23 protein-coding genes and 1 riboswitch are annotated in these 24,402 nt (G+C 40.8%); of the genes, 15 read left to right on the top strand and 8 right to left on the bottom strand.

Features of this window, described 5'->3' with window-relative positions:
• The first annotated feature begins 10 nt into the window (after positions 1 to 10).
• The 5 genes from FR932_RS12085 to FR932_RS12070 all read left to right on the top strand — a co-directional run bounded on the left by FR932_RS12085 (position 11) and on the right by FR932_RS12070 (position 3,849).
• The gene (locus FR932_RS12085; protein ID WP_019442991.1) at positions 11 to 685 is read left to right on the top strand and encodes a hypothetical protein; all 675 of its coding nucleotides are present in this window, start codon (positions 11 to 13) and stop codon (positions 683 to 685) included.
• Between the two features lie 23 nt (positions 686 to 708).
• Complete coding sequence (locus tag FR932_RS12080) at positions 709 to 1,740, top strand: tetratricopeptide repeat protein (protein ID WP_019442990.1); 1,032 nt, start codon at positions 709 to 711, stop codon at positions 1,738 to 1,740.
• Between the two features lie 137 nt (positions 1,741 to 1,877).
• The gene (locus tag FR932_RS12075; protein ID WP_196805521.1) at positions 1,878 to 2,831 is read left to right on the top strand and encodes an alpha/beta hydrolase; all 954 of its coding nucleotides are present in this window, start codon (positions 1,878 to 1,880) and stop codon (positions 2,829 to 2,831) included.
• Positions 2,789 to 3,118 (top strand): hypothetical protein, encoded by a 330-nt coding sequence (locus FR932_RS21555; protein WP_196805520.1) that lies wholly within the window; start codon positions 2,789 to 2,791, stop codon positions 3,116 to 3,118. The genes FR932_RS12075 and FR932_RS21555 overlap by 43 nt, the downstream gene beginning before the upstream one ends.
• 176 nt (positions 3,119 to 3,294) lie before the next feature.
• A complete protein-coding gene (locus tag FR932_RS12070) occupies positions 3,295 to 3,849 on the top strand; it encodes a type IV pilin protein (RefSeq protein WP_019442989.1) in 555 nt (184 codons plus the stop codon).
• A gap of 91 nt (positions 3,850 to 3,940) precedes the next feature.
• Here the strand turns inward: FR932_RS12070 and FR932_RS12065 are convergent, their stop codons facing one another.
• From FR932_RS12065 to FR932_RS12055, 3 genes are all read right to left on the bottom strand, one after another.
• Positions 3,941 to 4,504 (bottom strand): xanthine phosphoribosyltransferase, encoded by a 564-nt coding sequence (locus FR932_RS12065; protein WP_019442988.1) that lies wholly within the window; start codon positions 4,502 to 4,504, stop codon positions 3,941 to 3,943.
• A gap of 15 nt (positions 4,505 to 4,519) precedes the next feature.
• Positions 4,520 to 5,845 carry an NCS2 family permease gene (locus FR932_RS12060; RefSeq protein WP_019442987.1) on the bottom strand — a complete coding sequence of 442 codons (1,326 nt, stop codon included), beginning with the start codon at positions 5,843 to 5,845 and terminating at the stop codon, positions 4,520 to 4,522.
• Between the two features lie 92 nt (positions 5,846 to 5,937).
• Positions 5,938 to 6,039, bottom strand: a riboswitch (purine riboswitch).
• A 479-nt stretch (positions 6,040 to 6,518) separates the two neighbouring features.
• Entirely contained in the window at positions 6,519 to 6,869 is a 351-nt protein-coding gene (locus FR932_RS12055; protein WP_019442986.1) for a phasin family protein, read from the bottom strand.
• A gap of 369 nt (positions 6,870 to 7,238) precedes the next feature.
• Between FR932_RS12055 and FR932_RS12050 the strand changes: the two genes are divergently transcribed.
• The gene (locus FR932_RS12050) at positions 7,239 to 7,571 is read left to right on the top strand and encodes a hypothetical protein (protein ID WP_019442985.1); all 333 of its coding nucleotides are present in this window, start codon (positions 7,239 to 7,241) and stop codon (positions 7,569 to 7,571) included.
• Between the two features lie 204 nt (positions 7,572 to 7,775).
• Entirely contained in the window at positions 7,776 to 8,618 is an 843-nt protein-coding gene (locus tag FR932_RS12045) for an EAL domain-containing protein (protein ID WP_019442984.1), read from the top strand.
• A 79-nt stretch (positions 8,619 to 8,697) separates the two neighbouring features.
• Here the strand turns inward: FR932_RS12045 and FR932_RS12040 are convergent, their stop codons facing one another.
• From FR932_RS12040 to FR932_RS12030, 3 genes are read right to left on the bottom strand one after another with little or no spacing between them, the layout of a single operon-like run.
• A complete protein-coding gene (locus FR932_RS12040) occupies positions 8,698 to 11,796 on the bottom strand; it encodes an efflux RND transporter permease subunit (protein WP_019442983.1) in 3,099 nt (1,032 codons plus the stop codon).
• A 2-nt stretch (positions 11,797 to 11,798) separates the two neighbouring features.
• Positions 11,799 to 13,157 (bottom strand): efflux RND transporter periplasmic adaptor subunit, encoded by a 1,359-nt coding sequence (locus FR932_RS12035; RefSeq protein ID WP_019442982.1) that lies wholly within the window; start codon positions 13,155 to 13,157, stop codon positions 11,799 to 11,801.
• A complete protein-coding gene (locus FR932_RS12030) occupies positions 13,144 to 13,836 on the bottom strand; it encodes a TetR/AcrR family transcriptional regulator (RefSeq protein WP_019442981.1) in 693 nt (230 codons plus the stop codon). Before FR932_RS12030 ends, FR932_RS12035 begins: the two co-directional genes overlap by 14 nt.
• Positions 13,837 to 13,988: 152 nt before the next feature.
• Between FR932_RS12030 and FR932_RS12025 the strand changes: the two genes are divergently transcribed.
• Complete coding sequence (locus tag FR932_RS12025) at positions 13,989 to 14,522, top strand: dihydrofolate reductase family protein (RefSeq protein ID WP_019442980.1); 534 nt, start codon at positions 13,989 to 13,991, stop codon at positions 14,520 to 14,522.
• A 43-nt stretch (positions 14,523 to 14,565) separates the two neighbouring features.
• Here FR932_RS12025 and FR932_RS12020 read toward each other — a convergent pair whose 3' ends face one another.
• Positions 14,566 to 14,928, bottom strand: coding sequence for an MmcQ/YjbR family DNA-binding protein (locus FR932_RS12020; protein ID WP_019442979.1), 363 nt, complete (start codon positions 14,926 to 14,928; stop codon positions 14,566 to 14,568).
• Between the two features lie 158 nt (positions 14,929 to 15,086).
• Here FR932_RS12020 and FR932_RS12015 point away from each other — a divergent pair, with 158 nt between their 5' ends.
• Complete coding sequence (locus tag FR932_RS12015) at positions 15,087 to 15,635, top strand: DUF2975 domain-containing protein (RefSeq protein ID WP_019442978.1); 549 nt, start codon at positions 15,087 to 15,089, stop codon at positions 15,633 to 15,635.
• Positions 15,636 to 15,644: 9 nt separating this feature from the next.
• Positions 15,645 to 15,860, top strand: coding sequence for a helix-turn-helix domain-containing protein (locus FR932_RS12010; RefSeq protein ID WP_019442977.1), 216 nt, complete (start codon positions 15,645 to 15,647; stop codon positions 15,858 to 15,860).
• Between the two features lie 148 nt (positions 15,861 to 16,008).
• Here the strand turns inward: FR932_RS12010 and FR932_RS12005 are convergent, their stop codons facing one another.
• On the bottom strand, positions 16,009 to 16,596 hold the full coding sequence (locus FR932_RS12005; RefSeq protein ID WP_019442976.1) for a LysE family translocator: 588 nt from the start codon (positions 16,594 to 16,596) through the stop codon (positions 16,009 to 16,011).
• Positions 16,597 to 16,749: 153 nt separating this feature from the next.
• Here FR932_RS12005 and FR932_RS12000 point away from each other — a divergent pair, with 153 nt between their 5' ends.
• From FR932_RS12000 to FR932_RS11980, 5 genes are all read left to right on the top strand, one after another.
• Positions 16,750 to 17,193, top strand: coding sequence for an Lrp/AsnC family transcriptional regulator (locus tag FR932_RS12000; RefSeq protein ID WP_019442975.1), 444 nt, complete (start codon positions 16,750 to 16,752; stop codon positions 17,191 to 17,193).
• A gap of 160 nt (positions 17,194 to 17,353) precedes the next feature.
• Positions 17,354 to 18,454, top strand: a complete 1,101-nt coding sequence (locus FR932_RS11995; RefSeq protein WP_019442974.1) for an alkene reductase — start codon at positions 17,354 to 17,356, stop codon at positions 18,452 to 18,454.
• Positions 18,455 to 19,074: 620 nt separating this feature from the next.
• Entirely contained in the window at positions 19,075 to 20,508 is a 1,434-nt protein-coding gene (locus FR932_RS11990) for a uracil-xanthine permease family protein (protein ID WP_019442973.1), read from the top strand.
• 226 nt (positions 20,509 to 20,734) lie between these two features.
• Positions 20,735 to 22,087, top strand: coding sequence for an 8-oxoguanine deaminase (locus tag FR932_RS11985; RefSeq protein WP_019442972.1), 1,353 nt, complete (start codon positions 20,735 to 20,737; stop codon positions 22,085 to 22,087).
• A gap of 336 nt (positions 22,088 to 22,423) precedes the next feature.
• Positions 22,424 to 24,334 (top strand): methyl-accepting chemotaxis protein, encoded by a 1,911-nt coding sequence (locus FR932_RS11980; protein WP_019442971.1) that lies wholly within the window; start codon positions 22,424 to 22,426, stop codon positions 24,332 to 24,334.
• Positions 24,335 to 24,402: the final 68 nt, after the last annotated feature.

The raw sequence follows: 24,402 nt of genomic DNA, 5'->3' as shown, positions 1-24,402 counted from the left end.
GGTACAAGCAATGAAAAAAATACTTATTACAGCGCTATTCAGCGTCGCTAGCCTATCGTTGGTGGGCTGCTCAACTGTGGCATCATTATTTCAAGAACGTGATAATACAGCAGAGCTAGCAATCGTCACTACTGACATTACTACTAAAGCGCTTAGTGACACGACTTATTTTCCTAGCGACATAGTCGAGCCGTTGATTGATCAATCATTCGCGACGATGGCGCGAGAATATAAAATGTACGCAACGTATTTCAATATCTGTCAAAAAGCACCTGATGACGCAGTATGTGAAGCACCGTATAAAACCGCAATGACACGCTACAAACAAACCAAAGCAAATCATGACGTATTAAGTCTGCTGTGGACTTCCGATTTGAAAGACATTGAGATCCCGCCAGCAGCAATGAATGAACTGGGTGAATTATTAGTGAAACTTGATTATTTGCCTGTTAATAAAGATCTAGAGAATAATAAAGAGCTGGAAAAGAATAAAGATCTGGAAAATAGTAAAGCACAGGAAGGTAGCAAAGGACTGAACAGTAATCAAAGCGGTAAATTTACTGTAGAGGAAATAAGCCAAGCTACTTATCATTGGATGCAAGATAAGGGCTTACCAAAGACAGAGAATATCTTATTATTACATGAGGTATTGATAAAGTCTGAGGCGCTTAAATTAACTATTTAGATTAAGTTAACCAGGAATGATTTATGATAATGAAATACGTTGTTAAGCAAACAATTGAGATGCCTGCTCGAGTCATTATGTCTGCAATGCAACTGGCTGTTAGTTTATTGATAGCATTATTGTTGACGACGAATGTCAGCGCGACAGAATTTGACAGCGTAACCTTATCTGAGATTTCACAAAATAAAGAGGCACCAATCCAGCAGCGTGTTGCTGCAACAATGGAATTGGGTAATATCAGCGATCAAAATGCGATCATTGCCATTGGTCGAGCAACGCGCGATGACGCGATTGAATTACGACGAGCAGCTATTTTTGCGGTCGAACATTGGCAGCCTTCAGCGCGTTGGGACATTATATCGCCACTATTGAATGATGCTGTAGAAAGCGTGCGATTTGAAGCTGCATTAGCTGTTGTTACTTTATGGCCTCTTTTGAATGAGGGCCAGCGACAAGTGCTTGATGAACAAATTGAAGCATATATGTTGGCACTGCCAGATGATAACGCAGCCTTGGCACAGCGCGCCTATTTATATCGCGTTCGCGGTGATTACGAACAAGCTGAGATAGTGTTTACAGTCGTGTTAAATCGCCACACAGGTAATAACGATAACTTCATGTATTTAGAATATGTGGAGCTGTTAAAAGCTACCGACAGAAACCAGCAAGCAATCACTTTACTTGAAGAGGTTGTGCAAACTCAGATCACTCAACAAGGTGCTGCCAGCAGTGAATTGTATTTTAGTTTAGGTTTAGCGCACTATCGTGAAAAAAACAGCAGTGCTGCTATCGCCAATATTAAACTCGCGCATGAGTTAAATAACCAGGATGCACAAGTCAGTTATACCTTGGCACTACTGACTAAAGCACAAGAGCCTATGGCGGCCGTTGAACTGTTGTCACAGGCTTATCAAGTTAATCCGCAACCTAAATATTTGTATAGCTTGTGCGAGTTACAATTACAGCAAGGCATAGATGCGAGTGCGTGTTTAAGTGATTTACGTTTGTTAATCCCAGAGCAGATCGTTGATGATTTAGTTTTGTCGGTTAAGTAGTTATCTTGTCGATTAAGTCGTTATCTTGTCAGTTAAATAGCTATCCTCGATTGTCATATTCATCTTATGTTCAGTGTTGGCATATATAATAGGTCTCATTTAAACTAAACTCTCAGAGAATAGTAATGAGCCTTGTTATGACAAAATATAAATTACGCTTAAGTTTGATGATCACCGCGTTTATCCTAATCTATGGCGCGGCGCTAACAGGGTGTAAAAGCACCACACCTGATGATCCTCATTACTTGACGGCAGACGCACTGCCTGAATTTGAGCAAGCGGATTTTGATCTTTATTTACAAGAAACAGAACATTGGTTACGTGCTAATCGCGTGTTTAATTCGGCTGATGAAGACAAAGAAATTAAAGCCAACCTACCTTACGAAATAAAACCAGAACACCCCAACGGCCAAGGCGTACTATTGGTACATGGTCTTGCTGATTCCCCTTTTTCATTTATTGATATTGCAGAGCATCTCGCGCAGCAGGGCTATTTAGTGCGAACAGTATTATTACCCGGACATGGCAGTAAAGTGGGGGATTTGATATTACCGACACTCGCTGACTGGCAAGGTGTTGTTGCGCATCATACGCAATTACTCAAGCAAGATGTTGACCAGGTTTGGCTTGGGGGCTTCTCGACGGGGGCTAATTTAGTCACATCACAAGCGATTAACGATGATGAGATCGCTGGGTTATTATTATTTGCGCCAGCATTTAAACCGGACGCGTTTGTCGCAGCTTTAGCACCTGCAGTAAGTCACTTTATTACTTGGGCTGATCGCGATCCTGAAGATAACTATACTCGATACAATTCATTACCGATGAATGCTGCCGCTGTTTATTATCAAACCTCAGAGATCGTGCGTGATGATCTAGAAAAAGCAGACTATGACAAACCGGTATTTATGATGATGAGTGAAGGCGAGCATGTTATTGATACGGCTTATGCACAGAGCGTATTTAGTCAAGTGATGACCAATACCAGTAACAAGTTAGTCTGGAAAGGTGAGGTGAACCAATGGACAAGCGAGCGGTGCGTTTTAGCATGGATTTACCCCAACAGAAAATATCCAACGGTTCGCATTTAGGCTTATTATTTTCACCGTTAAATCCCGTATATGGACCTGGTGGGGAAATTACAATGTGTGGTAATGGTCAGGGTGAAGTCGATGAAGCCAAATGCCAAGCTGGTGAAGAGGTCTGGTATTCCGCTTATGGTTATCAAGAGTCAGGTAAGATCTATGCAAGACTCAGCTGGAACCCTTATTTTGCAGAGAGTATGAGTGTGCTTGATGACGTGATGCAGCAAGGTCCCTTAAAATCATCAAAGGCATTAGCGGATCTTTTTGCTAAACCGACTACTTTAAGTATGTAATTAATTTAAGTATGTAATTAAATTTAAAACCTGTGGTTCGTCGGATAAATTCCTATTGTTTCGCTCTATTGTTTCTGATCTATAGTTGATTTTATTTAACAAATCGTTATCTTATACAAAATCATAAAATATGATTAACTATTTTATTTTGCAGTATTAGGTAGCAGAAATTAATTATGTATAAGAATAAGGGATTTACGCTTATAGAATTGGTTATCGTGATCATCGTGCTTGGTATTCTTGCCGCGGTTGCGATACCTCGATTTATCAATATTCAGCAGGATGCTCGAGTAGCCGCGATTAAAGGTATTGCGGGTAATTTCAGTTTTGTCGTCGACCAAGTCAATTATGCCGCGATCATGCAAGGTCTTGATGACCAATCCGGTGTTGAGGTTGATGTCGGTGGTGTTGCTATTAATACTTATTATGGTAGACCACAAGAAATTTGGGATGCAAGATTAGCAGAGCTTATGAATAATAATATGCATTATCTAGGTAATGGCTATCATAATTCAGCGGTGTTAGATGAGGTATGCTCACAAGCGTCGGTATGTGTTGTGGATCAAACCCCTGCGGGTAGTGTCACAGGTGGTTATACTCAAGGCTGGGGCATGCTTTTTGTACCTCAAGGTAAGTCAGTCAGAGAGCAGTGTTACGCATTTTATGCATTTGAGGTTGCTGGTGGTGCTATCGCATACAGTGAAGTATCAACTGTTGAAGATGGTTGTTAATAGTCCTTCCTTAATTATAGAAACAAGAAGGGGAGAAACAGTGACTGTTTCTCCCCTTTGGTTTGTTTTCTGCTAGCTAATGGCTATTTACTTAAAAGTGAATGCCGTTCTCTAGTGAACTGATACGTGCCAATGACAGCGTATCAATGCCTTTGTCTGCTAGCATTTTCGCGCCAGCTTGGAATGACTTCTCAAACAAGATACCCACGCCAACTAATGTTGCGCTAGTCTGTGCCAGAATCTCTAACGTACCTTCAACCGCATTACCGTGTGCTAATACATCATCAATAAATAATACGCGGTCATTGTCATTAATGTGTTCAACATTACAGTTCAATTCGTATGACGAGTTTTTAGTAAAGCTAAATACATTGGTTGTTAGGACGTTTTCAGGATCTAACATGCTGCGTTTTTTCTTCATTACCACTAATGGCACATTCAGTTTTAACGCTACTAATGTCGAGATGGCAATACCGCCGCTCTCGATTGTTAGAATACGGTCTATTTTAGCATCTTGAAAGTGGATAGCTAACTGTGATGCACACCAGTCCAAAATCTGAATATCAATTTGCTTAGTTAAAAAGCTACTTGCGTCTAGGGCTACGTTGTTCACTGATTTACCGTGCTCTAAAATCGCTTGTTCTAATAAGTTCATGTGTTCGTCCCTAAATTATGAAAGTGCTAAATAAACAATAAATAGTAGTGCTAGTGAGTAAATAATCGGATGAACTTTTTTGCCATCACCTTGCACTAACATTACGAAACAGTAGCTGATGAAACCCATTGCCATGCCGTTGGCAGGCGAGAAGGTTAACAAGCTGAATACCATGATAAAGAATACTGGAATTGCCGATTCTTTCTTGTCCCAGTTAATCATCGCTAAGTTCTTAATCATGTAAATACCGATAACCACTAATGCCGGCGCCACAATCGCAGTGGTAAAGATAGAGAACACCGGGAATAGGAACATAGAGATTAAGAACAGTACTGCAACCGTGATTGCACTGATACCTGTTTTCGCACCCAATGATGAGGCAACTGCAGATTCAGAGTAAGCGGTAATTGATGTAGTCCCTAATACCGTACCTATGATAGTACCACCTGAATCGGCAATTAATGCAGATTTCGCGTTTGGCACTTTACCGTCTTTACCGATAATACCCGCGTCACGACCAACACCCACAATCGTACTCAAGCCATCGAAGAAATCAACAATGAAGAAGATAATAACCAAGAAGATTAAGTCACTCATTTTTGGCATTGTCAGTTGTGACAAGTCAAAGATAGCACCAAAGGTAGGGGCTAAGCTTGGTGGCATAGAAAAAACTTCAGTTGGTATAGTTATTAAGTTACTACCTAAGAAGTGGTCGCTCAATAAACTTAAAATAATAGATGAGATAAACGAAATAACGGTCGCGAGTTTCATATCGCGAACTAAACAACCAATCGCAATAAAGATGCTGACCAGTGCAATGAACACTTTCGGGTCGTACACATCGCCCATGCTCACCAGAATAAACGGGTTGCTAACGATGATACCGGCATTTTTAAGGCCTAAAAATGAAACGAACAAGCCAAGACCAACAGCAATACCGAGCTTTAAATCTTCAGGTATGGCTTCAATCATCACCTTGCGAGCAGGTGTTAAGCTTAGAATTAAATACAGACAACCAGAAAGGAAAATAGCAAATAGTGCTTCATGCCAAAGTAATGAAATACCACCGCCTAATAAGATAGCTTTAAAAAAGCCATTCATCGACATGCCCGGCGCTAACATAATAGGGTATTTAGAAAACGCACCCATAATGAATGTTGCGATAGCTGCAGACAGTGCGGTAGCTGTAAATATTGAGCCTTTGTCTATCCCTTCGATGCTTCCTAAGATTGCCGGATTCACTGCTAAGATATAACTCATCGCTAAAAAGGTAATTAAACCCGCGTAGATTTCATTTTTTACAGTTGCGCCACGCGCAGACAGGAGGAAGTACTTGTCCATTAATAAACATCCATTACTATTAAGTTGGTTGATTTAAAATGACAATATTCCGAAGTATAACTTTGGGTAGGGGAACCATACCTAAAAAAGGTACAATTATCCTGCTTCATTGTAGGTCTGAAATTTACGGTTTCAGAGTAGAGACTTAAGGCCCATATTGCCAAAATTATACAACGTCACATTGCTTGCGGGGCATCTTAAAGATGTTGACGCGGTTGTCAATTTTTTTGTGTGGTAGCAATATTCAAAACTTGTAGATAACTCGTGGGTTAGCTGCTGCTATTATTATGTAGGACTGCTACTTATAGGGCTTTGAAGCGTTTTATCTAGCTAATGAGGTAATACTGAATTTTTTTTATACTTTCTTTATATTACTGACTCGGTGGTCAATGTTTGAACAGTTGCATAATATACTTTATCGTATTATTTTTGCGTGAAAAGTAACGTAATCGTTGCTGATTTACGCTTAGTAGTATGAAGATGTAGAATAAGGGCGGGTAATAACAGATGTATTAGCAAAGTATTGGGAAATCGGCGTTAACAATAAAGTTAGAAGCTTAAAACGAAAAATGGCGAGCCGAGGCTCACCATATCTATTGATACTGATATTAATTGGCAGGTATCAATATCTACATTTAAGATCCAGTGATTACACTGAGTACCTTAATGTGTGTTATTTTTTAAGTTCAGCGATTGCTTTCGTTAATTCGTCAACTTTAGCGTTTAGCTCGTCAACTTTAGTGCTATCAACACCAGAGATTTTAGTGAACACTTGATTTACACGTGTTTCTAAAACATCAGTAGAGATTTTTTTATCAGATAATTTTTCTTTTGCTGTTTCTTCAATTTTAGTGCCTTTAGCCACTAATTCTTCGAATAATGTTGAAGATTTATCTGATACTTTGTTCGCTTCATCAATGCTTTTACCGTATGCACCAAGACCTGCTAACCAAATATTTTTAGCAATTTCGTCTTTGCTGCTCCAAAGTTTCTTCGCTGTATCAACTACGTTTAATTGTGTCATGGTTTTATCCTTTCAGGGTGCGTTTCGATTTGTTGAAGCCAGAATAGGGTTTTAAATTAGAAAATGCATACAAATTGTGGATTTAGTTTTATAGAAAAATAAAGATTTATTTAGAATGGTTTTTCAGCTTATCTGTGGTTCAATTTAATCGTTACTACTGCTGTTACGCGTAACGAGGTCTACTGTTATCTTTGTCCGCATTAATTATGGCAAGCTACTAATTGAGCAGCTATCTTTCTATTTATAATCATATATTGTTTTTTATGACCAGTTATATTGTTTTAACTAAAATTTAATTATATTCAATATCTGCTTTTTAAGGATGACGACTATAATCAAGCAGACATAAATTTAACTGAGAGGCTAACCGTGGAATTTCATATAGTAACTAAAGATGGCTTGGCACTTATTTCACGCATAAAGCACGAGATTAGCTTTATTCGAGGTTGTAATTACACGCAAGCAAATTTAGATATTTTACACACAGCTTCTTTTAATTTAGATTCTGCAGCAGATTTATTGCATTACGCTAACGAACTTGCCTTAAATAATAATATTGCGGCAGGTGAAAAAGTGCTGATTGCCAGTGATGCGATCAAACACGTCCAGTCAATGTTATCGCGTCAATTTGATGCCGAGATAGACTGTGGCGAGAAACCTTGGTTCAAGGCCGTGAAAGAGAGTGTTGGTATCTGTGCTTAGTCATAATTGACTTAATTAAGGCCTAAATTAGATTGTGTTTTCTATTTTTAAATCATGTATTTGAGCTATTCATCATAGTTTTAATCAAAAAAAACCTGCAATGTAAGTGAATGTAAGCGCTCGCCGTTATTAAGCCATTATTCCATGTTACTGTACCTCGCGAAAGTGAGGGCAATGTAGCTAATAGGGAATGAAGGTTGTACGATGGATTTTATGAATGACTACGCTAGACTGCACCAAAACATCATCGATCTTATCGAACAAGACGCTGAGTATGGTTTCTACATTATCGACCAAGGCTTAACTTTTACTAGTGTGTTTCAACCCATTTTTGACCGCGAACATAATATCTATGGTGTCGAGGCGCTCGCCAGAATTTATGATGCCAATGGTATACCGGTTAACCCCCATGATTACTTTGAATCTATCCGCCATGATGACGAGTCCAGCGCGATTGCCACGTTAACGTGTGCGATTATCCATATGCTAAACTTTTCTTATTCCTGCCATTACGATAAAAAACTCTTCATCAATGTTACCCCGGTTATATTTGAGATCCTGTCTAATCATGACATTGCCGTTGATACCTTAGTCAGAGGATTAAAAAAGATCGGTCTATCGCCTGCGCAATTAGTGTATGAAATTATTGAATTTGAAGGGCGTAATCTCGAATCGGTATTAAACGGCATACAGAAACTTGCTAGCTTCGGTATCGAAGTGGCGATTGATGATTATGGTAGTGCTTATTCGACTGAAGAGAGAGTTAGAAGTATTAAACCTGATTATCTGAAAATAGATAAAAGTATTGTCGATTTGCTCGCGGCATTCAAGTACAGCAAGTTTCATCATGCCGTGAATCTCGGTCATTCGATTAAGGCGCAAACTATTGCTGAAGGCATTGAGACGAAAGCGGTGTTTGAGCGTTGTATGGCGTCGGGAGCTGATTATTTTCAGGGTTATTATTTGGCAAGGCCAGAGATATTGAAAAGTGTAGCAAGACCTGAGATATTAGAAAATACTGCTAGATTCAGAAGACGTAGCATTTAACTGGCGTATCGAAAGCAGAACGTTTAGTTAGGTTATGGATGTTGGCCAGTTACTCATCATAGCTGGCCAACATTGTCATTTACACTTCTTTATGACGCTCAGTTAAACCAAAATCATCTAAGATGCCATAGAAAGCCGGTAAGATTAAAATAACCAATAATGTTGAGGCTATCAAACCAAAGATTAACGCCACAACCAGTGGAATTATCACTTGTGCTTGGATACTTTGCTCCAATAGTATCGGCATTAAACCCGCAGCGGTTGTCGCTGTGGTGATTAAAATAGCGCGAATACGGTTGGTGGTTGCATGGATAGCCGCTTGCCTAATATCATTACTTTTCTCTAAGTTTTCTTTGATGAACTGCACCAGCAAGATGGAGTTATTGACCACGATCCCTGCTAACGAAGTAAAGCCGAGCATTGACGGCATCGTCAGATCGTAATTCAACATGAAGTGACCCCAGAATACGCCGATAAGCGCGAGCGGGATCGCTAACATCACAATGATAGGTTCTACATAACTGCGGAACTGAAAACTTAGGATCGCAAACACCACAAACAAACCTATCGAGAAACTCTTCACCATCGAGTTGCCTGTTTCAGCTGTTGATTCTACTTCACCACCTAAACGCACTTCAATACCCGGGTATTTCTGAGTCAGTGTTGGTACGAAGTCTTTTTGCATGCCCGCCATTAGCTCAACCGTATTGGCTTGTTCTTTATCTATATCGCCTTTTAACGACATAGTGCGAATGTTATTAATACGGTTTAACTGGCTAACACCACGGCCCCATTCCACTTTTACAATACTGGCCAGTGGCACTTGGCTACCATCGGCAAGGGTAAACGGGAAGTCTTCATAATAAGCCAGATCAGAACGATACTGTTCTGCCAATCTCACATCCAGTTCGACATTTTCACTGCCAATTTGTAATTCATCAACCGTGATACCAAAGAACGCGGCGCGCAGTTGCATAGCTATATCTTGTCCTGTGACGCCAAAGGTTTCAGCTCCGGGTAATAACGACATACGCAGTTCGGGTTTACCATCTCGTAGATTAGTAATGATGTTACTGACGCCATTAAACTGGGCAAGGTATTGCGCGAGCTCATTACCGGCATCTTTTAAGGTTTGAATGTCAGGATGGCTTAATTCAATATCAATGGCACGGCCAGCCGGACCAATCGCGGGTTCACGGACAATGAGGTTAGTAACCCCTGGAATAATACCTATCTCTTGCTGCAGACTGGCCATGTAATCCGCCATACGGGTGTCGCGTTTCTCCGACGTTAGTAGGTCTACAAAGATAGTCGCGACATGTTCACCGCTTTCACCCGCATCGGGATTGGTGCCACTTTGCACCGTAATGTATTTGAGTAGTGATTCATTATCTGGCTGTTCACCAAATTTGGCGCTGGTGACTTTAATATCCTGAGTAATACGAGCCACAACTTTATCGGTTTTTGCTAGCGGTGTGCCTGGTGGCATAAGTACGGTTATCTGTACCCAATCGCCTTCTACTTCAGGAAAGGCTGAGAAGCGTAACATGCCACTAGACGCTAGAGAGATAGTAGCAATGAATAAGGCTATAATGCCGGCAGTTACCATATAGCGACGGTCGACTACTGTGCCAATGATTTTGGGTAAAATATTAAACTGAAAATGCTCAAACTTGTTATTGAAACGGCCTTTAAAGCTGTTTTCTGCCACGCTGTCATCGCTATCTTTAACCGATGCGTACAAGTGATGCGGCAGGATTAAAAATGCCTCGACCAAAGACACACTCAAGGTGATGACTAAGGTTATCGGGATCACTTTCAGTACTTCACCCATGTCACCTTCAAGAAAGGCCAGTGAACCAAAGATAGCGACTGTGGTTAAGAAAGACGAAAATACGCCGTTTTTAACCCGATTAACCCCTTTAACAATGCCTGCTAGTTTGTCTTCGGTTTTCGATAATTCATGGGCGACACTTTCGGATAATACAATGGCATCATCCATTAACAAACCAATGGCCACGAGCAATGCAACCATCGACATCAGGTTTAAACTAATGCCCACTAATGACAATACATACATACTGGCAAGGAAAGAAACTGGCAAGCCCATGGCAACCCAAATAGCATAGCGCCACGGAAAGAATAACCACATCACCAAGAATACTAAGATGAACCCCTGCCAGCCGTTGGAGAGCAGCAGATCAAGACGGTCTTTCGCCACTGATGCCATGTCTTTGGTCAGTGAAAATTCGACACTGTCGGGGGTATTTAGCTTTTCATCAATGATAAATTGCTGTACTTCTTCAAGCACATCCAGTGAATCATCAGCTTTGGACTTTTTAATATCGAGCATGGTGCCTTCTTTACCATTAACCGATATTTTTGATTCGTCTAATTCAAAGCGTTGGGTGATTGTCGCGATGTCTTTTAATTGTATTTTACTGCCATCTTCGTTGCTTAGTACGATGATCTCACCAAGTTCACGCGGTGTATAACGCTGGGCGTCGAAACGCAGTAATATCGTGCTGCTTGGGGTATTTAAATTACCACTGGGCATTTTCACATTTTGTTTAGCAATTTGATTGGCGATATCTTGCACTGACACATTCAGTTGACGCAGGGCGACTAAATCCAGTTCGACGCGTAATTGTGGATCAGAGAAACCATTGATCTCAACTTGGGCAATGCCTTTTAAACGTTTCAAACGACGTTTTACATCTTCGGCATAGAGCTTGAGATCTTGCTTATCCATGTCACTGTAAATCACCAGACTGACCACATCATCATAAGTCATCAGTTCTTTGACTATGCTGGTTTCAGCTTCTTCTGGAAATTGGTCAATAGCATCCATTTCGGTTTTAATATCGGCAATAAACGTCGTGCCATTACCATCATGACTCATTTCAGCGGTGGTCACTGCGATACCTTCACTGGCACTACAGGTGAGTTTCTTGAGATTATTAATACCATCAAGGGCATCTTCAATGGGTAAACAAATGGCTTGCTCGACATCTTCAGGGCTGGCGCCAGGGTAAGGCACGCTGATCTGAGCGATAGTGACTGAAAAATCTGGGAATGTTTCGCGTTTCATATCAGGGATAGTGATCGCCCCTAGGGCTAAAAACATGACCATGACTAAATTGGCGGCTGTCGGGTGTTTGGCAAAGAAATGGATCATGATTATTTATCCTCAGCCCATACCACTGGCGTCAGCTTTAAGCCACTCGCCACCGGGATAATATCGGATAATACAATTTGCTGACCGGCTTTCAAGACGCTTGTATCCAGGGCGTTAGCTTTTAGACCCTTGGCTTTAATAGCTGCAACTTGATCGCGAATAAACAGGACTTCAACCTCTTGCAGCTGTAGTCTATTCTCTTCGTCAACCAGATATAAGCGGTTGTTATGCAGGGCTTGTAATGGCACGGTTAAGTGCTGCTGCGCTTGACCATTAACGGTTACTTCAACAAACATACCGGAGATAATAGGGCTGGCAGTAGGATCGTTACGTTTAATGAATTCAAGGAAATCAAAGTCAGCTTCTACCACTAATCCAGCTGTGCCTAAGCGCGCATCAATTTCCCCTAAAATCCGGGTTACCTTGCCTTGCCAATGGGTTTCTGATGACGAGTTACGCAAGGTGATTTGTGCCGTTAAGTTGGCAATGGCAATATCGGGTACTGCGTTGAGGTTATCGAGTATTTCTTGGTCTTGCTTTAAGCTGTGGATTAAACGGCTTAATTGGCTGGTGGGCATTTTTGCTTCGACTTCTAACTTTGATACATCATGTGCCAGCATGAGGCTAGCGCCTGTAGATACAAACTGTTGCAGTTCGGCACTCACATCAATAATACGACCATCAAATGGCATAGTAATAATGGTGTTTTCTAAATCCAATTGTGCTTGATCAACTTGACTCTGTGCTTGGGCTATTTGTGCTTCTAGGGCTTTTTGACGCGCTGGTAGTTGGTTTACTTGGGCTTTTAAATCATTTAGCTGTAGCTGAGTATTGTATAGCACCCGCTCTTGTTGTTCTAAACTCGATGCTGATATGGTGCCTTTTTTGTTGAGTTTAATATTACGTTGGTATTCTTTTTCTTCTAGCGCCAAGGTTTTCTTTTCGACTTGGTATGAACGTGTTAGACGTTGTTCTTCAATATCGAGTTTTTCAACTTCAGAGTTTATATTGTCTAAGTTCGCTTGTGCGGTGATGAGGTTTAACTGATAAGAAGCTGGGTCAATACGCAGCAGTTCTACGCCAGCATTAATAAAGGTACCACGCTGTAAACGTTCATTTTTGTAAATCACTTTACCGCTGACTTCGGTGATCCCTTGCCACTTATTTTTAGCCACAACATTGCCATAGCCTTTTACAGCTGGGGCTATGCGCTGGGTTTGTATCTGGCTGACATATACGCTTTGTGCTGGCTCAATCACTTCTAATAAAACGTCCTTTTTCATGATGGCATTATTGATCGCCATGATACCCAACCCTGCAGCAACGCCGATAGGTAGCCACAGTAGTTTAGATTTCTTCATGGTATTGCTCCGTAGTGATTGAGTTGACTAATAAAGTGAAATTTTGTTGTGCTAGCTGACGGTAAAATTGCGTGTCGATAGCTGTTGTAGTTAATTGTTGGATCAAAGGCTTAAATGCACAAGGAAAGATGCATAAACTGAGCATTTGTACGGTTAATATTTCCGGATCAAGTTCGGGTTTGATGTCACCCTTGGCTTGTAGTTTGATGAACATGCTTTTAATCAACTTGAAGGACTGTTGCGGCCCTTCTTGAATGATATGTGCTTTAATTTGCGGATTATCATTGCTGGTCATATTACGTCTGACGATATTGTGTAAGCTTTTATTTTCTTGCATGGTGGTGTAGTAAAGCGCAAAAATATCATGCAGGTGCTGTACTTGTGGTTTAGCAACATAACGTTTAAAAATATCTAACATTGGCTGACGGTATTGCGACATGGCAGCGTGAAATAAACCTTCTTTATTTTGAAAGTAATAACGGATCATCGCTGGTGTGGTATTGGCTGCCGCAGCCACTTTTCGGGTGCTGACTTGGTTATATTCATGGTTGGCAAAGAGATCAAATGCCACTGTCATTAGATGTTGGCGAATATTGCTGTCGGAAGATTTTGTTGGTCTGCCGATATTACGAACTTCGATTTCGCCGTTGTTATCATCTTCAGTATCATTGTGATCCATGTCTATACCATCCTTAATTAATCAATTGGATAATTCTGAACCTGTTTAGCTAAATTATCCAGATGATTAATTTTCCATTTTTGCCATTTTGGATAAATTAGGTAGTATAAAATATTTAAATGAAACTTAAGCATAAAATAGTGGAGCATAAGATGTCGAATAGCGTTTTTATAGCAACAAGTTTAGATGGGTTTATCGCAGATAAGCAAGGCAGTATAGATTGGTTACACATGATCCCGAACCCTGATGGTGATGACATGGGTTACGAGGCATTCGTTGAGCGTATTGATGCCATGGTGATGGGACGCAATACGTTAGACATGGTATTAAGTTTTGGCGTTGATTGGCCGTATAGAAAACCAGTATTTGTATTGAGTAACACCCTGACGTCAGTACCTGAAGGCTATGAGGATAAGATCTTCTTGCTCAAAGGTGACATTAAAGATGTTGTTGAACATATCAATGGTCTGGGTTTTAAGCGCTTGTATATTGATGGTGGCGTCACGATCCAACAGTTCATGCAATCGGATATGATTGACGAGTTAATTCTTACCACTATCCCTGTGGTACTGGGTGGCGGTTCTCGTTTGTTTGGTGATCTGAATGCAGCTGTTAATTTTAAATTGATGAACAGCGAAGTGCTCTTAGATACGATTGTACAAAATCAATTTGTGCGAGCTCGTTAAATATTGGATTAGTGATTAGTGATTAGTGATTAGTGATTAGTGATTACTGATTTAAGCCGAGTTGTTTTTGCAGCGTCTTAGTAAGCCCTAACGACACGATGCGATAAGACTCTTTAATGTAATAGCTTAACTCCTCATCCGTTGCTATTTTGCTTTCGTAGTGCTGAATCCATTTCATGCCACGAGAAGCAAAGTAGGGGGCTGGTTTATAACCGGCGAGATCACTTAAAAAATCAAAGTTAAGCTCGGAGGTTTTAAAAATGAACGCGGGTTGTTTATCTTTGCCCAAACCACCAATCGCGAACACCTTGCCGCCAATCTTCCACACATGTGAATTGTTCCATTGCATCACATAGGTACTAGCTGATAGTGATCCACAAAATTTATTGAATTCATCGTAAGTCATTAGTGAGTCCTTGATATGTTATGGGTGATACTTTGCTCGGCGATGATTAATAGACGCATGCAAAGTGACAATTAATTATCGTAATTCGATAATTAATTATTGAATTGTGATGTTCTGTACTTTAGTATCCAGTTATCAATTTAACAGGGTTATTTATTATGTCAAAAATTCAAACGCAAAGCCGTCGTGCACGTATATTTTTTCAAAGCCTATTTATTTTCACACCTATCGCAGTTTGTTATTACTGGTTAACAGTTGAAACATCATATGATTTTCTTACATCGTGGGGGATCATTCAGCTGAGTCATGATATCGATAGTTACACACAGTTACCGCTCACGTTAACAACGCGAATATTAGCGACCATTGCTAGCTTATTTTTATGTAGCATCATAATGTACGCACTTAAAGTATTGATTAATTTATTCCGTAGTTATGAACGCAATGAGATTTTTACGCTTGATAATGTGATGTGTTATCAAAAGTTAGGTTACAGCTTATTTTACTGGGTTGCAGCTTCAGTCGTTTACGGTGCATTGATGTCGGTTATCTTGTCGTTTAACAACCCACCTGGCGAACGCATGTTGGCGATTGGATTTGAAGGATTGGACTTTTTAACATTAGTACTTGGTTTTATCATCTTGATTATTTCATGGGTGATGAAGGAAGGTTATATTCTTGCTGATGAAAGCAGTCACACAGTTTAAGGAGGTAAAATGACTATTTGTATTAATTTAGATGTAATGATGGCTAAGCGAAAAATGCGCCTAAAAAGCCTGGCTCAAGAAGTCGGCATTACAGAAGCAAACCTCTCGATATTAAAAAATGGTAAAGCGAAAGCGGTCCGATTATCGACACTTGATAAACTTTGTGAAGTACTTGATTGTCAGCCTGGAGACATTCTTGAATTTAAAGTTAATAGTGAGGATTAGACTCTGTCAGAAGACACCAATCTAGAGTATTGGAATGATAGGTAAACGCTAGAACACTTGTTAATTAATAAATCATTGTGATGCGATAACCGAGTATTGAGTTACCGCATCACTTTTGGTTGTTAACGGTTAACCGCTAAGGTGAGCATTAAATCATCGGTACAATTGAAAATACCAACAAGCCCGCCATGCTGTAGTTAAACAGTTTAATGCGGTGTGGTACTTGTAAGCCGCTTTGTAATTTCTTTCCTGCCGCCGTCCACAAACCAACTGATGGTACAGTAATAAGTGCAAATACTAGCGATACCAGTAGGATATCTTGTAGCTCAGTAGAGGCTGCATACACGCTTATTGCCGTAAGAACCATAGTCCAGGCTTTCGGGTTTACCCACTGAAAGCTCGCGGCTGCCAGAAATGACATCGGTTTATAATCAGCTGCAGCACTGCTCATGGATTTGCTGGTGGCGATCTTAATCGCTAAATACAGCAGATAAAAAATACTGACAATGCGTAAACCTTGCTGCACAGCAGGGTAACTACTGAATAACCCCATCAAGCCAAAACCAACCAATATCACCATCAGACTGAAACCAAAAATAATGCCTAACATGTGTGGGATCGTGCGCATAAAGCCAACATTGGCGCCCGAGGTCATCAGCATAATATTGTTTGGTCCCGGTGAGACGGTTGAAACAAGGGCAAAGGTCATAAGTGCTATAAGTTGTTGATATTCCATTTTATACTCGCATTATCGTGATGATGTAGTGTTGCAACAGGGATGTCGTCGTGATGCCGTGCCGTTGTGTATAGTTGTATTTTAAATAACAATGCGGTAAATTTTGTGCCTATATTTGCTAAGATTGATTAAATTTCACAAGGAATGGTTGCTATGGATAGGTTTGACGACAGGATCTTGCGTGAGCTTAAATTAAACGGCAGATTGTCCAATGTGGAGCTTGCTGAACGTATCGGGTTATCAGCGTCAGCCACACTCCGCCGTGTGCAAGAATTGGAACGCAGTGATGTTATCCAAGGTTATCGTGCAGTGTTTAATGCCAAAAAATTGGGTATTGGTTTTATTGCTTATGTCACGATCGGTTTATCAAGCCACAGTAAGGCATCACAACGCAGCTTCGAAGACAGTATTATGGAGGCAAGCCAAGTGACCGAGTGTCATAACGTCACGGGCTCTAGTGAATATTTACTGCGAGTAGAGACGGAAGATTTAACGTCTTATAAACGCTTTCACTCCGGTGTACTTGGCGAGATCCCGCAAGTCTATTCCATCACAACCTTGGTGGTAATGGACACGCCCAAAGATGAAAGGACTTAATTACGACTGACAATCGCAGGTAAATCATTACAAATAATTATCAAAACCATCAAATATCATAATTTTATTATTAAAAAGTTTTTCTATACACTGCTGATATCGACACCAAGCAGGCTGCAAAGGGCTTGTTTAACGTCTACTAATTAACAGGAATGACAACATGAAAAACGCACTATTTCAAACAATCCAACTTGGTAAGCTTACGTTAAAAAACCGCATCGTAATGCCACCAATGACGCGTTCTCGTGCCAGTCAACCAGGTAATGTAGCGAATCAAATGATGGCTGAATATTACGCCCAGCGTGCTTCAGCAGGTCTGATTATCGCAGAAGGCACACAAATTTCACCTATGGGCCAAGGTTATGCTTGGACCCCTGGTATCTATTCTTCAGCACAAATTGCGGGCTGGAAAAAAGTAACAGATGCCGTGCACGCTAAAGGCGGGACTATTTTTGCGCAATTGTGGCATGTAGGTCGCGTAACACATCCAGACAATATTGGCGGTATGCAACCAATTTCGTCTTCAGCGATGAAAGCTGAAAATGTAAAAGTATTCATTGATAACGGCACTGATGAAGCTGGTTTTGTTGATGTAGTTGAACCGCGCGAGATGACTAAAACAGACATTAAACATGTTGTTGCTGAATATCGTCAAGCGGCATTAAACGCGATTGAAGCAGGTTTTGACGGTATTGAATTACACGCGGCTAACGGTTATTTGATTAACCAGTTTATTGACTCTGAAGCGAATAACCGTACCGATGAATACGGCGGTTGTATTGAAAACCGTTTACGATTTATGAGTGAAGTGATTGCTGCAATGGCTGACGCGATTGGCGCAGACCGTATTGGTGTACGTCTTGCACCGTTTACTTCATTGAACGGTACTGTGGATGCAACACCTGTGGCAAGTTATACCTCAGCGGCAGCTGTGTTAAATAACCACAAGGTTGCTTATATCCATATTGCAGAAGTCGATTGGGATGATGCACCAGAAACACCGGTGGCATTTAAATTGTCTGTACGCGCGGTATATCACGGGGTGATTATCTATGCAGGTCGTTATAACGATGAAAAAGGCGCTAAAGCGATTAAATCTGGAGTCATGGATATGGTTGGTTTTGGTCGTCCTTTTATTGCTAACCCTGATCTGCCAAATCGCATTAAAAATAACTACCCATTAGCCACGCACAACCCTGACACCTTGTTTGGTGGTGCCGAAGCTGGTCTGATCGATTATCCTGAATACACGGCGAGTTAAGTCTTACAGTTAGCGATAAAAATACGCTGCTAAAGATATTGATATTAAGAACAGATGAAGGCGGGGCAATAGCGATATTGTGTTCGCCTTTATTGGTTTATACGCAGTGTTCTAAAAGATCTGCGTTACATCAATCATCTAACGATTTTAATCATCTCAAGGTTAATACAATATTGGTTGTTATTGTATTAACTTTTAGTTGTTATTGTTCTTTATTGTTAAGTGTGAAATAAAACACTGTCTCAGCACATTTATTTAACATTTATTTTACTTTTATTAAAAATGAGATGTTACAGGGTGTTTTGTTTACCGTTATGATTTTTAAGCCTTTTTTTGTTATCTTTTAATATCTAATATGTTGTGTATACCTCTTTTTAGCTTTTTAACCCGTTATTTGAATTTCAGTTTGTTGCAACTTGGTTCTAATATTGTGTACAGTATTTAGAGCTATGGTTTTATAACCGTTTTTACTATCACTATGATGACAGTCCAGATGACTTTATTTATAGCAGTGTTATTACAACGTTATGACGGTAGTTGACTTACAAGTGGACAGCGTAAATCTTAGTTAAGCTTTGATTTACAGACTATTATCAGATTGAATTGAGGTAGGTATGAACATGGAAGGCAATAACTGTGATTTGTTGTATGGACTACACGATCGCCCCGAACCACTAAAAGCGTTGTTTGCTGCTTTTCAGCATATTTTAGCCAGTTTTGTGGGTATTACTACGCCAGCGTTGATTATTGGCGGTGTTCTTGGATTAGGCAGTGAATTACCTTATCTGATTTCCATGGCGTTATTTGTGTCAGGAGTAGGAACTTTTCTACAAGCTCGACGTGTTGGACCGATTGGTTCAGGTCTGCTTTGTGTACAAGGTACGAGCTTTGCTTTTTTAAGCGCGGTACTGGCTGCTGGTTTTATTGTTAAAAACCGTGGCGGTAGTCCAGAAGATATTTTAGCGATGATCTTTGGTGTCTGCTTTGTTGCCTCTTTTGTGGAAATCGCACTAAGCCGTTTTATCCATAAACTACAGCATATTATTACGCCAGTGGTTACAGGTATTGTTATTACCACGATTGGCCTATCTTTGATTAAAGTGGGGATGACCGATATCGCCGGTGGTTTTGGCAATGAACATATTGGCGATTCAAAATACCTTATTGTTGGTGCAATTACCTTAAGCACCATCATCCTCATTAATCGTTCAAGTAACCAGGTATTACGTCTTTCCGGCATCATGATTGGGATGGTGGTGGGTTATATTGCGGCTTATTTTATGGGCATGGTTAACAGTGATATTGCAGATGTACCTATGATATCGGTACCGTCGCCGTTTAAATATGGGTTTGATTTTGAGCTAGCGGCGTTTATTCCTGTGGCGATCATTTCTATTGTCACCGCTATCGAAACAACGGGTGATTTAACCGCTAACTCGATGGTATCGAATGAACCGACGCGTGGGCCTGTTTATATCGAACGTATCAAAGGCGGTGTGTTAGGAGATGGTATAAACTCTTGCTTAGCGTCTATTTTTGGTAGTTTTCCAATGTCGACTTTTAGCCAAAACAACGGTGTTATTCAGTTAACAGGTGTCGCAAGTCGTTATGTCGCTTTTTATATTGGTGGTCTGTTTGTGTTACTGGGCTTATTTCCGGTTATCGGTGCGGTATTGCAAACATTACCTAAACCGGTATTAGGCGGCGCGACGTTGGTGATGTTTGGTACTGTTGCCTCTGCGGGTATTCGTATTTTAGCCACTGCTGATCTCGACCGTCGCGACTTGCTTATCATGGCCGTTTCGTTTGGTCTTGGCTTAGGTGTTGTCGCTGTGCCTGAAGTAACAAGTTCATTTTCACCCTTGTTTAAGAGTATCTTTAGTTCTTCTGTTACCGTGTCTGGATTGTCAGCTATTTTGATGAGCTTGATCTTGCCATGTAAACGCAAAATAGCAGAAGATGAGGCTGTATTAAAAGTAACAACAGATATTACAGAAGACGTAGTATCTGAGGCTGCATCAACGGTGGCTAAGCCAAAAAGCGTCACAGTGTAACCATTGACTTTACCGCTGTATTTTGTTGTGATTACTTTAATCAGGTAGCGTTTACACGTTACTTGGTTAATTGGTTAATTGGAGGCTAGGTTAACTAGCCGTGATTTTAAATCAACTGATTGTGTACCTTTCCGGTTTGTGCACTTTTGGCTCCTACATCCGGGTTTGATTAATTAGGACTATTTAGTCTTTATTATTTTTTAAATCCTGACAATTAGGAGCTTATATGCAAGTTAAATCATTGCGCCTGTGGATCAAAAATCCACTCGACTGTTTAGATCCCGCTTATGCTGGCGGTATTGTTATTCAAGACGACATTATCGTTGAACTCGTGCGTGCTGGCGCAGAGCCAGTTAGTCCAGTGGCTGATATTGTTGATGCCAGTCAGCATGTGCTGATCCCCGGCTTAATTAACAGTCACCACCATTTCTACCAAACCCTGACACGCGCTTTTCCTGCGGCACTAAACAAAGAATTATTCCCTTGGTTGCAAAGCTTATATCCAGTGTGGGCCAAATTAACGCCGGAAATGATCGCCACCTCAACGCAAATTGCCTTAAGTGAATTATTACTGTCGGGTTGTACCACAGCCAGTGATCATCATTATTTATTCCCTGATGGCCTTGAACATGCCATCGACATTCAAGTTGAACAAGCCAAAAAACTGGGGATTCGCGTACATTTAACCCGTGGTTCAATGAGTCTAGGGGAAGATCAAGGCGGCTTACCACCACGTACTACGATCCAGAGTGATGCTGAGATCTTGGATGATAGTCTGCGTTTGATTAAGGAGTATCACCAATATGAAGATGGCGCGATGACCCGTATCGCATTAGCACCTTGTTCACCGTTTTCGGTGAGTGAAGAGTTGATGACGGCGACCGGTAAGTTAGCTCACGAAAACAATGTACGCTTGCATACTCACTTAGCTGAAACCCATGACGAAACTGAGTTCTGTATTAAAATGTTTGGCGTACGGCCTGTTGATTACCTGGAACGTGTGGGTTGGTTAAACGACCGTACCTGGTTAGCGCACGGTATCCATTTTAATGATGAAGAAATAACGCGATTAGGTGGTGCTGGCGTTGGTGTTTGTCACTGCCCATCATCGAATATGATCTTAGCGTCAGGGCAATGTCCGACATTAGCACTGCAAGCCGCGGGTAGCCCTGTTGGTTTAGGGGTTGATGGTTCGGCGTCTAACGATGGTTCTAACATGATAGGCGAAGTACGCCAGGCGCTGTTATTACAACGACTGCGTTATGGTGCCAGTGAAATCACCCACCAAAAAGCTTTTGAATGGGCGACAAAAGGCTCGGCAGGTTGCTTAGGCCGTGATGATATTGGTGAGATAGCCGTGGGCAAGCAAGCTGATATTGCCTTGTTTAAACTCGATGAAATTCGTTTTGCAGGTGCAGGTACACCGGTTGCTGCCTTACTACTGTGTGGCGCGACTAAAGCCGATAAAGTCATGGTTGCCGGTAAATGGCGTGTGCTTGATGGTGAAATCGTCGGGCTGGATCTAAACCAGTTGATAGCAAAGCAGATCATGCTGGCTAGCCAGTTAGCTAACGCTTAATTGCTATAAGCTATAAGCTATAGTTACATTTTAATCCTATATCTATTCAAAGAGCGTCGCCGTATTGGTGGCGCTTTTTTGCATTTTAAATGCGCAATTACTAAGTAAATAGATTTTTATTAATTACTTTATGATTTTTTACTAATGTTTTATTAATGTTTCCGCAGAAGACGCCGATACACAGTGGGTGTCATTGATGGATTATTCAGAACATTCTTATTACTAGGAAGTGATAACAGGGAATGAAAGACGTAAAGAGTATGAATGTATAAATTCGACTCTGCGTTGGTTAGGCACGACAGTTACCCCTGATCTATCTAATTGTGGAATAAAATAATGCTAAAAAACTTAGGTTTCAAAAAACTCATCATATTGTCGGTAATTACCTTACTGACCGCTATTTTACTTGTTGCAAATATAATCTCTTATAACATCATTAAATCTAAAACCATTGAAGATGTAAATTTACTATCTACTTCAATCGTTAGCTATGAAGCCAATAAAATTGAAAATTGGTTCACCGATAAAACCAAAGCATTAAATGTGATTAACCAAAAGTATAAGTCTAATAGCCTAGGTGATGATTACGTCACGATTGCACGATTGGTAAAAGAAACCAATGGTTTTGGAGGTGTATTTTTTGCTTTTGATGATGGTGTTACTTACTCCACAGCGCAAGACCCAAGCTGGGTTAATGGCGTCGCTATTACAGCGCGTTATGATGCCCGTCAACGTCCTTGGTATAACTTAGGTAAAAATGCAGCCACCTTCGATATTTCCGATGTGTATAACGATGCTGGCACAGGTCTGCCGGTTATCTCTCTTGTGCGCAATATGGGAAATGGGGTGTTATTGGGGGATATTGATTTAAGTATCCTTGAAGAAACCGTCAAAAATGTTAACTACCCAGGTTCTGTTACCGCGATCATGGATAGCGATGGTAATGCATTAGCCTCTAATTCAGCGACATTGAGAACAGGCGTCAACTTTAATGATGTTGGTATGGGCAATGTGAAAACCGGTATGTTAAGTGGCCGCTTGAACACGACGGCTTATACCTTGGGCGGTGTTGATAAACTTGCCTTTACGCAAGAGATCACCCTGATTAATGGCAAAAGTTGGTATTTATTCATTGGTGTTGATAAATCAGTTGCTTATGCAGAAGTTGATGAGGCATTAGAAACGTCGATTGTGGTATCTATTGTTATGCTTGCAATCGGCTTATTCTTGACTGTGACGGTAATGAATATCGTTTATCGTCCAATTATGTCGTTGAAAGAAGTGGTGACGGATTTATCTAAAGGTAATGGTGATTTAACACGTCGTTTACCGATTGAGAGCAATGATGATTTAGGTGATATATCGGCAGGTATTAATACTTTTATTATGAACCTGCAAACCCTGATGTTAGAGATCGATAATTCTTCACAGCATATTGCTGAAAGTGTTGGCAAGTTAGAGCAACAAACCACAACGAACAACCAAGTATTAGAAGCGCATTCCATTGAAACGGACCAAATCGCCGCGGCAGTTGAAGAAATGAGTGCAACGGCCAATGATGTTGCCAGTAATGCGGAAGAAGCGTCGCAGTTTACTGATGCGATGAATAAGCAGGTGGGTACGTCGAAAGTAACTGTCACAGCGACCACCTCAACGGTATCTAAACTGGTTGAGAATGTAGAAAACTCATCAAAAAGTATCGAAGACATTGAGAAAGATACGCAAGCCATCACTAAAGTACTGAATGTGATTGGTGCGATTGCTGAACAAACGAATCTACTGGCACTTAACGCGGCAATTGAAGCAGCCCGAGCGGGCGAGCAAGGTCGTGGTTTTGCTGTGGTAGCTGACGAAGTACGAGCTCTGGCAGCGAGAACACAAGTGAGCACGGCGGAAATTAAAGAGACGTTGGATGCTTTAACAGCAGGCTCAAGTTCTGCAATTCTAGCGATGAATATGACGCAAACAACTTGCCAAGAAGCTGCAGAAAGTACGTATGTAGTTGCGGCAGATTTGGATCATATTGCTACTTCTGTTACGCAAATTAATGATTTAAATACGCAAATTGCAACCGCAGCGGAAGAGCAGAGTAGTGTGTCGCTGGAAGTGACGCGCAACATGACGGCGATCCGTGAAATGGCGCAAGAGTTAGCGATAAATGGTCAATCTACCGCGCAAGAATCGGTAAATGTAGCTGTCGCAAACGAGCAACTGAAATCAATCGTAGGACAGTTTAAACTAAGATAAGCTTTCATCTTATCTGTTAAATAAGCTCTAATCAAAAGCCATTAAGTGTCATTACTTAATGGCTTTTT

Origin of the sequence: Moritella marina ATCC 15381, assembly GCF_008931805.1 — a bacterium.
Classification (GTDB): domain Bacteria; phylum Pseudomonadota; class Gammaproteobacteria; order Enterobacterales; family Moritellaceae; genus Moritella; species Moritella marina.
Note: the sequence above shows the minus strand (reverse complement) of the source record. Positions and strands in the feature narration are given on the sequence as shown.

Excerpts from the sequence above, each read along its gene's own strand:
- FR932_RS12085 (WP_019442991.1), top strand. The coding sequence starts at position 11 with ATGAAAAAAATACTTATTACAGCGCTATTCAGCGTCGCTAGCCTATCG.
- FR932_RS12080 (WP_019442990.1), top strand. The coding sequence starts at position 709 with ATGATAATGAAATACGTTGTTAAGCAAACAATTGAGATGCCTGCTCGA.
- FR932_RS12075 (WP_196805521.1), top strand. The coding sequence starts at position 1,878 with ATGACAAAATATAAATTACGCTTAAGTTTGATGATCACCGCGTTTATC.
- FR932_RS21555 (WP_196805520.1), top strand. The coding sequence starts at position 2,789 with ATGGATTTACCCCAACAGAAAATATCCAACGGTTCGCATTTAGGCTTA.
- FR932_RS12070 (WP_019442989.1), top strand. The coding sequence starts at position 3,295 with ATGTATAAGAATAAGGGATTTACGCTTATAGAATTGGTTATCGTGATC.
- FR932_RS12065 (WP_019442988.1), bottom strand. The coding sequence starts at position 4,504 with ATGAACTTATTAGAACAAGCGATTTTAGAGCACGGTAAATCAGTGAAC.
- FR932_RS12060 (WP_019442987.1), bottom strand. The coding sequence starts at position 5,845 with ATGGACAAGTACTTCCTCCTGTCTGCGCGTGGCGCAACTGTAAAAAAT.
- FR932_RS12055 (WP_019442986.1), bottom strand. The coding sequence starts at position 6,869 with ATGACACAATTAAACGTAGTTGATACAGCGAAGAAACTTTGGAGCAGC.
- FR932_RS12045 (WP_019442984.1), top strand. The coding sequence starts at position 7,776 with ATGGATTTTATGAATGACTACGCTAGACTGCACCAAAACATCATCGAT.
- FR932_RS12040 (WP_019442983.1), bottom strand. The coding sequence starts at position 11,796 with ATGATCCATTTCTTTGCCAAACACCCGACAGCCGCCAATTTAGTCATG.
- FR932_RS12035 (WP_019442982.1), bottom strand. The coding sequence starts at position 13,157 with ATGAAGAAATCTAAACTACTGTGGCTACCTATCGGCGTTGCTGCAGGG.
- FR932_RS12030 (WP_019442981.1), bottom strand. The coding sequence starts at position 13,836 with ATGGATCACAATGATACTGAAGATGATAACAACGGCGAAATCGAAGTT.
- FR932_RS12025 (WP_019442980.1), top strand. The coding sequence starts at position 13,989 with ATGTCGAATAGCGTTTTTATAGCAACAAGTTTAGATGGGTTTATCGCA.
- FR932_RS12020 (WP_019442979.1), bottom strand. The coding sequence starts at position 14,928 with ATGACTTACGATGAATTCAATAAATTTTGTGGATCACTATCAGCTAGT.
- FR932_RS12015 (WP_019442978.1), top strand. The coding sequence starts at position 15,087 with ATGTCAAAAATTCAAACGCAAAGCCGTCGTGCACGTATATTTTTTCAA.
- FR932_RS12010 (WP_019442977.1), top strand. The coding sequence starts at position 15,645 with ATGACTATTTGTATTAATTTAGATGTAATGATGGCTAAGCGAAAAATG.
- FR932_RS12005 (WP_019442976.1), bottom strand. The coding sequence starts at position 16,596 with ATGGAATATCAACAACTTATAGCACTTATGACCTTTGCCCTTGTTTCA.
- FR932_RS12000 (WP_019442975.1), top strand. The coding sequence starts at position 16,750 with ATGGATAGGTTTGACGACAGGATCTTGCGTGAGCTTAAATTAAACGGC.
- FR932_RS11995 (WP_019442974.1), top strand. The coding sequence starts at position 17,354 with ATGAAAAACGCACTATTTCAAACAATCCAACTTGGTAAGCTTACGTTA.
- FR932_RS11990 (WP_019442973.1), top strand. The coding sequence starts at position 19,075 with ATGGAAGGCAATAACTGTGATTTGTTGTATGGACTACACGATCGCCCC.
- FR932_RS11985 (WP_019442972.1), top strand. The coding sequence starts at position 20,735 with ATGCAAGTTAAATCATTGCGCCTGTGGATCAAAAATCCACTCGACTGT.
- FR932_RS11980 (WP_019442971.1), top strand. The coding sequence starts at position 22,424 with ATGCTAAAAAACTTAGGTTTCAAAAAACTCATCATATTGTCGGTAATT.